The following is a 12,276-nucleotide window of genomic DNA, read 5'->3' as shown; positions in this document are numbered from 1 at the left end:
GAAGCTCGTTAATGACACATTCCGTAGCTCCGGGGCGTCAGGCAGCTGCCTCGAGGCCTCTGTCCGGCAGGTCTATCTGCCTGCGCAAGCGCCTGATCTGAAGGACAGTGCCGTAGCGCTTGCCGTCAATGATCGCAACGCCGCATGGGAAGCCGATCTGCCGCTGGACGATGAGGCCGCGCTCTGGGGCTATCTTACAGCGCTTGACCAGGTAAGCCGTCTGTCCTTGCTGGCGCATTGCCTCAGCTTCGGTGTCAATGCACTCCATGAGAAGGTCAATCCTTATGGCGCAGGCATCTCGGCCAGCGGGCTGACCCGGCGCATGGCGCAGGCCGATCGGCTGGCCCAGGCTGTTGATCTCGACATGGTTGCGGCAGGCTGGGAGCCAACGGTCGACACCTATCTCAACCGTGTGCCCAAGGCCCGCATCCTCGAGGCCGTGCGCGAGGCGAAAGGCGAGGGGACGGCCCAGCTTCTCGATCACCTCAAGAAGGGCGAGATGGCCAGCGAGGCCGAGCGGCTGCTCAAAGGCTCCTGCTGGTTGCCCGAGGTCCTGCGTCGCGCTGATCTGGTGGCGCGTGACGGCGCAGATATCGCGGAAGGGCAGGGGGCCGATAATGGTTCCGAGGACTTGGAAAGTGTCAGCGATACTGACCTTCCCGCCTTCCTGACCGAGGATCTGCCGGATGCAGCTGCGGCCATGATGGCTGCAGAATAGGCAAAGCCAGCCGAGGGCGGGGAAACCCGCCCTCATTCCCCCTATAACATAACAATATCAATAGGATGCGGTGCAATTCTCGCATTCGGGATGAGGAATCATGTCTGCAACAATCATCATCGACACAGCCCCCCTCGGGGCGCTCATTCGCTACACTGACGGCAGTCCCAAGCCACCGGCACGCTTCACCAAAAAGCTGGCTGCCTGGGAGCGTTCGAACGGCGTCGGCCGTCTGGTCAAGAAAGAGCCGCCCCGCGTCTACCCGACATGGACTGCGTCCGCGAGTTTCACACTGCATGAGGGGAATTTTGCCTCGGACGGGGTGATCCTCGTGACCATCATGCGCAGCCATTCAGCGGATAGTCAGCTTTCATTCGAAATGGCCGAGGAACCGCAGCCGGGGCAGGTGCGCGTGCTGCTGGATTTTGGCGGCAATACCGAGCTTTTGCATCTGGCCGAGTCCGTTACCGCCGCTGAGCTGTGGGTTGCCAAGGAAGGCTACCGCAATGCCCGCCTCGAGATTGTCGGCGAGGACAGCGATGGGGCAGGGGGCGTGGATCGCGCTGCCTGAGGCTTTCGAAAAAAACGGGAGGGGGTCCGCATACTGCGGGCCTCTCCCACAAGATGACCTGTCGCAAACGATCCGGGCGATGCGCGCGCCAGAGGGTCCATCCCCAAGGAAGACACTCGCAACCATATCCGGTCAGAAATGCTGGCAAAGGCGCCCACATCTTCGGGACAAACGGCTCCTGCCGTCAAGGCACCATCCCCCGCTCGCCATGCCCTTCCTTGGCCCAAATCCTGGCATCAAAATCAACCCGCAAGGGGTCGGACTACGGGCAAGCTCGTGTCGCCGGCCGGATTCGGAACAAGTCCGAACGCACCCGGTGATGTCAGCCAGTCTTTAGCCCTTCGGAGTCCTGTCGCGCGGGGGATGGTCCCTCGCCTCCAAAGACAGGAGCCAAACAGATGTCCCGCAAAGATGCATACGCCTTCGCCACTCACTCGCCGCAACGCTGATGGTCTCGATCGTCGTCTTCCAGGCAGGGGATGGCACCTATGGCGCGGTTCCCGCCGATGACATCGACGGCGACGAAGTCGCTCTCGTGGCCGAGTATGACCCCTTTCCGATTATGGCCGGCTGAGGGTCATTTTCCCAGTAACCTGCTGTGGTGCCGGGATTTTCACCCGGCACCTCTCCCTTGGCGATGCGCATAATCACTGGTTTCATTTCGATCTTCGTAACCAAGGAGATCGAAGATGCGAACCAGACTATGCAAGCGCAAGCTAACGGATGACCCGGATAACCTTCTGGCCCCCGTATTTCCCGCCTACCGGGAAATCTTAACTGAAGGGCAATATGTGGTGGATATCCAAGGCCGCTACTTTGCAGCCATTTTCCATTTTGGAGACTGGCTTCGATTTTCCAACATATGCATCCAAGACGTCCGGCATGAGCACATCTGTGACTTCTTACATAATCACTTGCCTGCATGCACTTCTAAGCGCCACACGCGCAGCGATCCAAAAAAATACAGGTCAGCGCTGCTGTTGCTTGAGAAGGTGATGTTGGCCCGAGGCTTCGCGGTTCCAAAACCGACGACTGCAATCGACGCCGAATTGCTGGCCTTCGACGTTAGGATGAAGCAGGTCTGGGGCTATGCCGACAGTACTCGGGCCGCACGATGTCTTATTATCAAGCGGTTCCTCAACGAGCGGTTCAGTGGTCAAGATATTGATTTAACGATGATTTCATCGGATGATATCAAGAGCTTTATCGTTGGTGGCGGTAATCGGGGCAGCGGTAGCGCGCGTTGGGTTTCAGGGACGATCCGATGTTTCCTGCGATACCGACAACTCCTCGGTGATGACGTCTCTCATCTGATGAGGGCAATACCCACGCTTGCGCGTGCCAAACCGCCAGCGCTTCCGGAGGCTTTCAACGATGCCGAGGTCACGGCGCTGTTGAACTCCTTTAGCGACGATTTTCCAAGGCGACGTCGAGCATTTGCCATTGCCCGATGCCTGATCGACCTCGGACTTCGCTCAAGCGAGGTTGCAGGTTTAACGCTCGACGACATCGATTGGGAACGTGGAACTATCCGTGTCCATAATCGAAAGGGGCGACGAGCAGATGTCATGCCCCTGCTCGTAACTACAGGAGAGGCAATCACCGACTATATCCAGAAAGAACGGCCGCCAACGAACTGCCGCAACATTTTCGTCAGAGCATCTGCCCCAGTTGGCCAGGCCGTGGGGCGGCGGGCGGTACAAGCCACGATGTTAGCCGCCTATCGTCGCCTTGGATGGAATCGCAGCCGGGTCCATGTGCTGAGACACACGCTGGCAACCCGGTTGCTGTCCGCTGGAACACCAATGCCAACCATTGCTGACGTCATGCGTCATCGAAGCCTCAGCACAACTGTCATCTACACAAGATTAGACACTGCCTGGCTGTCAGAAGTTTCCATGCCATGGCCGGAGGACATCCAATGAACCCACCCTATACTTTGAACGACGCAGCCATTGCTTTTCTCGCAGACCGATCTCGCCGGGGCTTCGTATCTGTGAGTTCCAACAAGCGTGCATTAGCCTTTGCTCAATATGCTTCGAACCGAGGGCATACTTGGCCAATGACCGCAGAGCTTTGCGTCGAATGGGCCCGAGATGAGGCCCGGATTGCTGACCCTTTCACATGGGCTAGGCGTCTCGATGAACTCCGAACCTTCTCTCATTTTCTAGCTGGTATTGACGCGGCGACGCAGTTTCCGTCTGGGAGCCCATTCGGGCGGTCGACAAGACGCCTCTCGCCGCACATTTACACCAGCGCAGAGATCCAGAGGATTGTTGATGAAGCCACAATGCTGCGGCCAACCATGTCTCTGCGGCCTGCGACCTTCACGACGATGTTCGGTCTCCTTGCGGCAACAGGCTTACGGATATCGGAGGCGTTGGCGTTGCGACTTGTCGATACCGATCTCAGCACGGGGCAGCTCACGATAAGGACGAGCAAATTTGGGGGCAGCAGACTTGTCCCGCTTCACCCAACAACAGTACAGGCGCTGGGTCGATATCTCGCGCGACGCAACCATTATGCCGGCAGTAACGAGGACGAATGCTTTTTCACAGGTCATCCTGACGGGCGAGCAATACCCTACACCACAGCGCGTCATGCATTCACCCGACTGCCCGCCCACAAAGACATAAGGCCCCGGGGTGGGCACCCGCGGGTGCGAATACACGATCTGCGACACACCTTCGTCTGCCACAGGCTCATGCTCTGGCTGGAACAAGGCATCAATATCGACAATGCTATTATGGCGCTGTCCACCTATGTCGGGCACGTCGAGCCTAAAAGCACCTACTGGTACATGGAAGCGATACCAGAATTGATGGCGCTGACCAGCGCAAGGTTCGAACGCGCCACGCAAAAGGTTGGGGGTGCCGATCATGCGTGACCCCGCCATGCGCACATCATTTCCACGGCTGCTGCAGCAGTTCTTCGTCGAATATCTCGGCCAGCAGAAGGCCGTCAGCCGGCACACGGTTGCCGCCTATCGGGATACCTTTCAGCTACTCCTAAGATTTGCGCAAAGAGAGCTTGGCAAGAACCCGACCAACCTGGTCTTGGAAGACCTTAGCGCTGCACTGATACTCGATTTTCTCGATCATCTGGAGAAGGAGCGCGGCAACTCGGTCCGCAGCCGAAACGCCAGGCTTGCAGCCATACGGGCATTCCTCAAGTATGCTGCGCACAAGGATTTTTCCGCGATGGCTTCAATTGAGCAGGTCTTAGCGGTTCCTGCGAAGCGGTACGACAAACCTGTGTTGGGCTTCCTGACCAAGCCCGAAATTGACGCCATAGTTATGGCTCCGGATACGGCAACATGGGTCGGCCAGCGTGATCGCGCGATGCTGTTGTTGATGTACAATACGGGAGCCCGCGTTTCCGAAGTTGCCGGCCTGAAGCTGGGCGACATCGTCCTCGGGCCAACCTCTGTTGCACATCTCAGTGGAAAGGGCCGCAAGCGACGCAGCATTCCATTGTGGCAACAGACGGCGGCAACTCTGCGCCAGTGGATCAGACGGCTCGACGATCCAGACTCAAGCAGCGCATTGTTCCCCAGCACCTTTGGGAAACCGATGACGCGGTCGAGCATCGCACGCCGTCTTGCTGTTGCAGTCACTAACGCCGGTCGGGTCGAGCCAAAGCTCATCAACCGTGTCGTGTCACCGCACATCATTCGGCATACCACGGCCATGCACCTGCTGCATTCTGGCGTCGACATCTCTGTCATAGCCTTGTGGCTCGGGCATGAAAGCCCTGCGACCACTTACGTGTACTTGTCGGCGGATATGAAGATGAAGGAGGAGGCTTTGCTTCGACTTCAGCCAAGCGTCATCGACGCAAGGAGGTACAAGGCACCTGATGACTTACTGGCTTTTCTGAAAGGCCTGTGATTATGCGCATCGCCAAGGGAGAGGTGCCGGGTGAAAATCCCGGCACCACAGCAGGTTACTGGGAAAATGACCCTCAGCCGGCCATAATCGGAAAGGGGTCATACTCGGCCTTATGAGGACGTCCTCATAAGGCCGAGATCGACCCGTGGGAGTAACCCCACGGATTTCACGAAAGCCCCGGGCTGGCGTGAATCACGCCCCCGGGCCTGACGCTGTCGCGCCACCAAGGCGCGGCCGAAACAGGGCAGGCCAATACGATTGGCCAGGATCCACGCGGTGATGTTTACGCCGCGCGCCGTCTCGGATGCGCGTCACAAAGCAGCCGGTCGGTTTGATCGCAGGCGATACACCGCTGCGGCTCGGGGCAGGACATGCCACCAGTCCTTTTGTGGCCGGGGCGACGACGTGCCCGGCCCATAAAAGACATACGGCACGAGATTGCGATGCTGAGGTGCGGCCCGTGGAACGAGCCGTTCGCTGCGGGCGCAATATCAAGCCGCCAGCGAACCCGGCGCGGTTCAGGTCGATCCATTCGAACGCATCGAAGTGGATGGCGTCGTCGGACCTATGACCTTCGTCGGTCCAGAAGAAGCCCCGTGGCATACCTGAACGATAGCACCTTGGCGGTGAACGGCCGCTCCGTCCGCACCTCTCTCGTTCGGTGACGCCCGGACCTACGTCTGGCGCGCCATTGTGGGCCAATGGATGAATTTTCGCGTGCACCCGCTATATAGCTGTTCAATTTCGCCCTGTCCGCCCCCTATGATCTGTTAAATCGCCTCCCCAGGAATATGCCTGTACAGAACCCGAGGCAGGTGCGGTGAGGGCTGTCCCGGAGTGGGGGCGCGTGAATGCAATCATCGGGAATTCCAGGTCTCAGGGGGTAGGAAGCCCTTTGAAATCGCGCTCCAGCAACGCGGGCGGGATGTCGATCCAGTCCCAGGTCTTGCCATCCCAGCGGCAGACGCCGTGTTTGTAGTCGAAATAGAACATGACGTCGCCGACTGTCTGTATCCGCAGAGGCGTGGGGGTGTTGCGGTTGAGAAACGGGTCATTCAGTTTGGGCTTGAGCGATGTCAGGCGGTGGCCGTCAAAGCGGTGGAGCGTATAGTCCGACGCGAAGATCATCTCATTCCTGAACATGGTCGCCGAGAGCAGGGTCTGCATATCGCCGTGAAAGCCGAGGCGCTGGAACCCGTCTTCTGGTGTGCCCCGCATCAGCAGCCCGTCGTATCCAAACAACCAGACCTGTCCGGCAGGGTCGAGGAACATGTCGAGAATGTGCGCTTCCTGCGGGAGCTCGATCTGGCGGAAATTGGCGTCGGTATAGTGACAAAGGCGTTTGATCGGTGGTCCGCCCGCGGCCTCGGCGTTCTGACGGTCCATCAGCGCCCCGATCTCTTCGACGCTCATGTCTGCGCTATAGCGGGGATCGTCCAAAAAGTCGTAGTTCGGCGCGCGAGGTTGCTGGTCCGAGACAATCAGCAGGCTGCCGTCGGCGAGAGCGAGCAGGCGCATGAAGTCCTCGGGCCTGTATCCATCAGGCGCAGTTGCATCGGTGGAAAGTGTCTCCCAAGCCCCCAAGCCGATCCGACGATAAAGTTGCCGCGCGTTCCCGGCCACGAACTGGATATCGCCGTGCAGGGCCAGATCATTCAGCAAGCCCAGACCCGTGGCGTCTTCGCTCAGCAGACCGGCCCCCGGGATTTTCGACCAATCCGTGCCGGCTTCGGTCAGGGTGTAGACATCGCCTTCGTTTGTCAGCGCCACCGGAACTGGCTCTGGCCCTTCAATATGGTGAATGGCGATGATTTCGCGATCTACGTCCACCCGTTTCCAAGGCTGGGGAAATCGCCCGTCATAGCTGAGGATGGCCATGAACTGCTTGCCTAAATCCAGTTCGCCAATCGCGATGGTGAACCGGTCATATGCCGTTGCATCCGCAGCCTGTATCCGTGGCTCCCACCCATCTGTTTTCATCAGTAATATCCTCTCTCCAAGACGACTCTGGCCCGGCCGGACGGCAAGGGTGACTCTCTGGTACGGCCTGGCGCCGACAGCCCGGTCGTCGACGCGACCTGTCCAGTTGCGGCATTCTTCGCGCGCTCCTTGCATTCCTGCGGCAGTACCGGGATCGAGTCGATAGACCCACGGACGGCCCGTAGGACATTACCCATGAACATGATCGTGGGCATGGCTGTTTTTCGTTGCTTGACCGATCAGGGTTGCGGGCCGACCTTTCTGATCGGCACCAGCGTGCCGAAGCCGCCTTCCTCGCCTTCAGTTCTGACATAATCGTAAAGCGTCGGCGGCGAGAGCGAAGCCAGCATGACCAGATGTTCGATGATCGGTACCTTCTGCAAATTCCGGACAGGGTAATCGCCGGATGCCGAATAGGCAGGAACGAAGCCGTAGATTTCACCGGGGGACAACTTGCCGAGGTTTTCAAGCGCCCAGGGAAACAGCGGATTACCATCCTCGTCATTACGATCTAGGCGATGGGCACCAGTTGATATCCTTGAATAATATACGCCAACAAACTCTGATTCCGGAAATTCCTCTTGCGGGCCTCTCCAAGTGACTGTGCCAAAGCCAAGATCAATTGTCATCGATTTCCCCCCGCCCATCGCAGCATCTATTACACCAAGGGCGTTGTAACCGAAGGGAATCAGATCATCCGCGCGATATTGCGGGTCACCAGCAAAGACTTCTTCCAGCACCGGGCGCAGGAAATCAGGATTGCAAGGCCAGTACTGTCCTTTACTGAGCGACCCCCAGCCCTCTTCTTTCCAATAGCGCATCAACAGCTCCGGTAAGCGTGGCGACCAATGGGCGAGGTGCTCTTCGGTCGGAAATCGTTGATGCGCGGGAGGTCCGAAGCTTTGTACAAGATCGTCGTAAAAGTCCTGATCAGTATACTGAACCATGCTTATTCTCCTTCATCGGCCCCTGTCGACGCAAATCTCAAGAATGACCTGCACCGAGGGACAGCCGTTCCGTTGCTGTTCGCGGGCGTGGTTTTCCAGTCGCTGTGATCTCCCGCCGCGCCATTGCGACCCCATGGAACTGTTCTCGTTCAAACCGCCGATGCGGTCCTGCAACGGGATCGATGGATAGGCCACCGAGGCATATGCTCCACCCGCGATCATATCTGGATTATGCAGGGCGGCAACGGTCTGCATATGCGCATCAAGCTCCACTCTGGCGCGGGGGCCATACGTGCGACGGAACTCTGGAAGCTTTGAATTATAGTATTCTTCGCGCGTGGCCGCTTGCAGTGGCTCTGACAGTTTTCGCATGCCTTCTGGGTTCGCGAGATACGCACCTCGGTTTCCCAGCATCTGGCTTGGTGTCATGGCGTTCAGCGCGCGCTCTTGCAGCTTCAACTGTCGGCGGAACTCGGTGCGATCAACCGTTGGGCTGACCGGCATGAAACAGATCAGCTGGACCTTGCAACGGGCGTTGTCCTCGTCCTCATCCACACGCACATTGTCGGATAGTGGCGCGGCGAGGGGGCGACTGTCAGACTCCTCAGCTGGCGCGACACGAGGACGTTCGAACGTCTCATTGCGGATCCACTCTTCCAGATGGGGCCTGAGCGCGGGCGCACCCTGGAACAGCCGTTGCGCTTCCTCGGCCGTTCTGCGGCGAAAGGGGTCGGGCGATTGCAGATCGTGGAACCAATTTGGCAAGGTGCCATCGCCCAGGGGGGATGGCCAGAGCAATGCACCTGCCGTTCCGAGGATACGCCCGCCGAACCGGCCAAGACGTCCCAAGCGTGCGCCGATGGTGGGCGATGGCAAAGATGTTGGCGGCGGTCGTCGCCATTGCGGGATGTCGGGTCGGATGACCTGCCTCGGCGGGCGTGGCGCGGGCGGACCTTGTGGTGATGGGCGGGGTGCGGCAGGCGCCTGGCGGGGCGCGGCGCCTTGTTGCAGGCGCGCCGCAGCACCGCCGCCTGACGCGCTTTGGGCATATTGCGCCCAGTTGCCCGATCCGTCCGCCAGCCGGATCGATCCCGGCACCGGGTCGTCATCCTCGGGCGCGGGATAGGTCGCGGTGTCGCGCACGAAGATCGCTTCGCCCACTGTGTTGCGGTTGTTCATCCAGAACCGGTCGAGATGGCGGATGACCGGGCTGCCCTCGGCCCTGACCTGCGCCGCGTGGCCGATGGGCTCGCAGATGCCACCCACTGGTCGGGGGCGTGTCTTTTATGGCATGTCGGGGTGTTGGATGCGCTCCCAGCGCTGCCCGTCGAAGCGGTAGATGTCGCGCGGGGCGACAACCCAGAGCACATCGCCCACGGCCTGCGCGAAGAAGGGGCCGCCATGGGGTTCGCCCGAGTCCGCAGGCGGGGGTGTCAGGCGCGGCAGGGGCGGGTCGAAGCGCCCGAAAGCGCCGGTCGCGGGGTCGTATTCCCACAGCCCGCCGGGGCGGACGCTGGCGGGCATCACCAGTTTCCTGCGGTAGGGCGTGATCTGGTGAAACAGGTTCAGCCGCCGGTCGCCCGGTACCGGGTTGAAGCCGCGTGCGCGCGAGCCGTGCAGCAGCACGCCTTCGCGCCCGCAGACCCAGACGCTGTCGGGGCTTTCGATATGGATCCCCGTCAGCGCGGCCTCTTCCATCGGGACCTTGAGTTCCTCGAGCGTCGCGCCATCCCAGTAACATAGGACAGGTTTGGATCCGGGGCCGACCTCGCCGCAGAGATAGATCGCATCCTCGGACAGGCCCTGCATGTCGTTGAAGAGGATGTTGCGGGAGGGGGGATTGAGGGCGAGATTCATGATGTACTCGATCCGTCGCGGATCACCGCGTGGCGGCGTGTTACGGATTGCCCTGGTATGGGCCTCCGGATCAAACAGCACCGCATCGGTCAGCATCCGCCAGTCGTCGCGCCCGTCCCGCACATAGATCTGCCCGCCCGCGCCGCAAGCATAAAGTCGCTGACCGATCTGGCGCAGCTTCGTCAAACGACCAAGGACCTTTTCCGTTGCCGTCCATGTTCCGGCTTGCGCGATCTTCTCTGCAAAGTTCTTTTTCCAGTACAGATGAGAAACATCGCCTTCAGAGGACATGAGAACAAAGTAGCCCTCCTGCATTTCCGGCATCGCGATAGCGGGGTTCTGGAAGACTAGCAGATTTTGCATGTGGAACTGAAAATCATCATACGCCCATGGTTCCTCATGACCCCGGTCATAGCGGAAGAATCGTCCGTCTGGCGTGAACGGTTCCGCGTCATCGCGTATCGCGGCAACAGCGAGGGTAGTTTCGGAGCGCGCAACGGCACGGGTGAAAACGATGGACGGTGTGTAAATGTCATTCATGGTGCCCTCATGGTCTTGTGCTGCCCGAACGTACGGCACCTGTTCTCAAGGCGCGCACTGTTTCCGCTGGCAGAGGTGGATACTGCTTGGCGCGGAGGAGCTGGTTCTGGTTCAGCGGCCCGAACTGAGCTTCCAATCCTGCGGCAATCTGAGCGGCACAATCCGGGCGTACAGCGACCATGGCGATTTCCGAAGCATCCGTGACTTCTGCGAGAGTCGCCGTATACTGCGGCGTCGAGCCCAAACCCAGTTGCTCAATCGCGCCATCGGCAAAATGCGCGCTGTTGTGTTCGTCACCTTCAACGCGTGCCTGCCCCATCACGCAGATCGCCATGCCTTCATTGAGGCCGGGCATATTGGGAATGCGGCGACTGCTATCATTTCGCGCCCCATACCTCAACGTCCAATCCGGCACAATATGATGGGCCTGCATGCCATACCGTCTGCAAATCCCGCTCATCCTGCTATACGGCCCGACCTCGCACTTCTTGCGATATTCCTCGCTCTCGGTGACGCGGGCAGTATCCGGGGCCGGGACGGGCTGAGGGCGGGCCTCTTCCTGCTCTTGCCGATGCTGCCTATAGGCTTCCAGTTCTTCGAGATACCAGTCGCGGACAGCATCATTATGGGCGGCGTCGAAAGGGTCCAGCAAGCTGCGCGCTTGGCGGTTGAGTTCCTGTTCAAAGCCATCGGCATCGCGGCTGAGGTGGGGAATCGTCGGTGTGGAGCGCATGTCGAGAATGAGCAGCGATAATGGGCCGCCGAGCTTGCCGATACGGACAAGCTTCGCCCAGGTGCTCATCCCGGCAGTCGGCGAAGTCGGCGGCGGACGGCGATAGGTGTTGTCATTGGCTGCAGGAGGCAGGTTTGAAGGTACGCCGGTGTTGGGATTGACCGGCGGGATGCGCGGCGGCGACTGCTGAGGGACCGTCTGTGCAGGAAGTGCCGGCGCGTGCTGAGCGCCCAAAATGAGCGGCTCTGGCATGGCATCCGACATCACCAGCGACCCCGGCAGCGGGTCGTCATCCTCTGGCGGGGCGTAGGTCGCGGTGTCGCGCACGAAGATCGCTTCGCCCACTGTGTTGCGGTTGTTCATCCGGAACCGGTCGGGATGGCGGATGACGCAAGGCGCGTTTGCGGTTTGCTCCCGATCTACTCGATCACCCTGTCATAGCCGATGGTTCGCACCACATCGGTATGTCCGAAAGCGCCGCGCCCACCGTCCTGCGGCGAGAAATACTGCGACCGCTCGAAAGGGCCAATCTGGATCAGGAAGCCCAGATATTCTATCAACCCGCCGACAGAAAAATCAGCAGGCTCCCCCATGCCGCCCATTCGGAAATGCGGCGCCATGACATAGACTTCCTGTTCATGGATGGGGCCGAGGCGTTGCAGTACCTCCGCGAAAACAGGCTGACCTGTGACGGCGCTTACCCAGCCGTCGATACTGGTCAGGCTGGACGTCGCGCCAGAAGATACAGCATGATTGTCATCATAGTAGCGAATCCCGTTTATCCTCTGTGTCGTGATGTTTGTATTGCTGACACTCCCAAGATTGACATCTATCGTTACGATTTTAAGGGATGGATGCCAGGCCTTGATCATTCCGAAAGCGTCACGAAAAAACGGCACCAGAAGCTCCGCGTCGATTTCCGGGTCATCGCGAAACAGGCTGCGCAGGATCGGCATCAAGGGGGCCGGATCGCAGAGCCAGTAGAGGCCATCCCGCCAGCCTCCGCGCCCATGCTCCAGCCAGAATGCGATCAGCGCATC

The 12,276-nt window shown here is 59.6% G+C and carries 11 protein-coding genes and 1 pseudogene; 6 read left to right on the top strand and 6 right to left on the bottom strand.

Annotated features, from left to right (window positions below):
* The 6 genes and pseudogenes from PUT78_RS21710 to PUT78_RS21685 form a co-directional block, all read left to right on the top strand.
* Positions 1-718 (top strand): annotated as a pseudogene (locus PUT78_RS21710) (DNA-binding protein); the annotation flags it as partial.
* 100 nt (positions 719-818) lie between these two features.
* A complete protein-coding gene (locus PUT78_RS21705) occupies positions 819-1,289 on the top strand; it encodes a hypothetical protein (protein WP_274354348.1) in 471 nt (156 codons plus the stop codon).
* Between the two features lie 448 nt (positions 1,290-1,737).
* Entirely contained in the window at positions 1,738-1,863 is a 126-nt protein-coding gene (locus PUT78_RS21700; protein WP_274354349.1) for a hypothetical protein, read from the top strand.
* Between the two features lie 115 nt (positions 1,864-1,978).
* Positions 1,979-3,214 (top strand): tyrosine-type recombinase/integrase, encoded by a 1,236-nt coding sequence (locus tag PUT78_RS21695; RefSeq protein WP_274354347.1) that lies wholly within the window; start codon positions 1,979-1,981, stop codon positions 3,212-3,214.
* Positions 3,193-4,176: a tyrosine-type recombinase/integrase gene (locus tag PUT78_RS23935; protein WP_420793548.1), complete on the top strand. Its 984-nt coding sequence runs from the start codon at positions 3,193-3,195 to the stop codon at positions 4,174-4,176. The genes PUT78_RS21695 and PUT78_RS23935 overlap by 22 nt, the downstream gene beginning before the upstream one ends.
* On the top strand, positions 4,169-5,179 hold the full coding sequence (locus tag PUT78_RS21685; protein WP_274354345.1) for a tyrosine-type recombinase/integrase: 1,011 nt from the start codon (positions 4,169-4,171) through the stop codon (positions 5,177-5,179). The genes PUT78_RS23935 and PUT78_RS21685 overlap by 8 nt, the downstream gene beginning before the upstream one ends.
* 876 nt (positions 5,180-6,055) lie before the next feature.
* Here PUT78_RS21685 and PUT78_RS21680 read toward each other — a convergent pair.
* The 6 genes from PUT78_RS21680 to PUT78_RS21655 all read right to left on the bottom strand — a co-directional run.
* Positions 6,056-7,057, bottom strand: a complete 1,002-nt coding sequence (locus PUT78_RS21680; RefSeq protein WP_274354344.1) for a hypothetical protein — start codon at positions 7,055-7,057, stop codon at positions 6,056-6,058.
* A gap of 341 nt (positions 7,058-7,398) precedes the next feature.
* Entirely contained in the window at positions 7,399-8,106 is a 708-nt protein-coding gene (locus PUT78_RS21675) for a GAD-like domain-containing protein (RefSeq protein WP_274354343.1), read from the bottom strand.
* A 12-nt stretch (positions 8,107-8,118) separates the two neighbouring features.
* Positions 8,119-9,372, bottom strand: a complete 1,254-nt coding sequence (locus PUT78_RS21670) for a polymorphic toxin type 15 domain-containing protein (protein ID WP_274354342.1) — start codon at positions 9,370-9,372, stop codon at positions 8,119-8,121.
* An 18-nt stretch (positions 9,373-9,390) separates the two neighbouring features.
* Positions 9,391-10,326 carry a hypothetical protein gene (locus tag PUT78_RS21665; protein ID WP_274354341.1) on the bottom strand — a complete coding sequence of 312 codons (936 nt, stop codon included), beginning with the start codon at positions 10,324-10,326 and terminating at the stop codon, positions 9,391-9,393.
* Positions 10,327-10,510: 184 nt separating this feature from the next.
* The gene (locus PUT78_RS21660) at positions 10,511-11,599 is read right to left on the bottom strand and encodes a hypothetical protein (protein WP_274354340.1); all 1,089 of its coding nucleotides are present in this window, start codon (positions 11,597-11,599) and stop codon (positions 10,511-10,513) included.
* Positions 11,600-11,655: 56 nt separating this feature from the next.
* Positions 11,656-12,276 (bottom strand): GAD-like domain-containing protein (locus tag PUT78_RS21655; RefSeq protein WP_274354339.1); only part of this gene is annotated, 621 nt, incomplete at its 5' end.

Origin of the sequence: Roseinatronobacter alkalisoli (assembly GCF_028745735.1) — a bacterium.
GTDB classification, from domain to species: Bacteria; Pseudomonadota; Alphaproteobacteria; order Rhodobacterales; family Rhodobacteraceae; genus Roseinatronobacter; species Roseinatronobacter alkalisoli.
Note: the sequence above shows the minus strand (reverse complement) of the source record. Positions and strands in the feature narration are given on the sequence as shown.

What these genes read in the sequence shown, in the direction of transcription:
- PUT78_RS21705 (WP_274354348.1), top strand. Translation starts at nt 819, where the DNA reads ATGTCTGCAACAATCATCATCGACACAGCCCCCCTCGGGGCGCTCATT.
- PUT78_RS21700 (WP_274354349.1), top strand. Translation starts at nt 1,738, where the DNA reads ATGGTCTCGATCGTCGTCTTCCAGGCAGGGGATGGCACCTATGGCGCG.
- PUT78_RS21695 (WP_274354347.1), top strand. Translation starts at nt 1,979, where the DNA reads ATGCGAACCAGACTATGCAAGCGCAAGCTAACGGATGACCCGGATAAC.
- PUT78_RS23935 (WP_420793548.1), top strand. Translation starts at nt 3,193, where the DNA reads ATGGCCGGAGGACATCCAATGAACCCACCCTATACTTTGAACGACGCA.
- PUT78_RS21685 (WP_274354345.1), top strand. Translation starts at nt 4,169, where the DNA reads ATGCGTGACCCCGCCATGCGCACATCATTTCCACGGCTGCTGCAGCAG.
- PUT78_RS21680 (WP_274354344.1), bottom strand. Translation starts at nt 7,057, where the DNA reads ATGGCCATCCTCAGCTATGACGGGCGATTTCCCCAGCCTTGGAAACGG.
- PUT78_RS21675 (WP_274354343.1), bottom strand. Translation starts at nt 8,106, where the DNA reads ATGGTTCAGTATACTGATCAGGACTTTTACGACGATCTTGTACAAAGC.
- PUT78_RS21665 (WP_274354341.1), bottom strand. Translation starts at nt 10,326, where the DNA reads ATGCAAAATCTGCTAGTCTTCCAGAACCCCGCTATCGCGATGCCGGAA.
- PUT78_RS21660 (WP_274354340.1), bottom strand. Translation starts at nt 11,599, where the DNA reads ATGAACAACCGCAACACAGTGGGCGAAGCGATCTTCGTGCGCGACACC.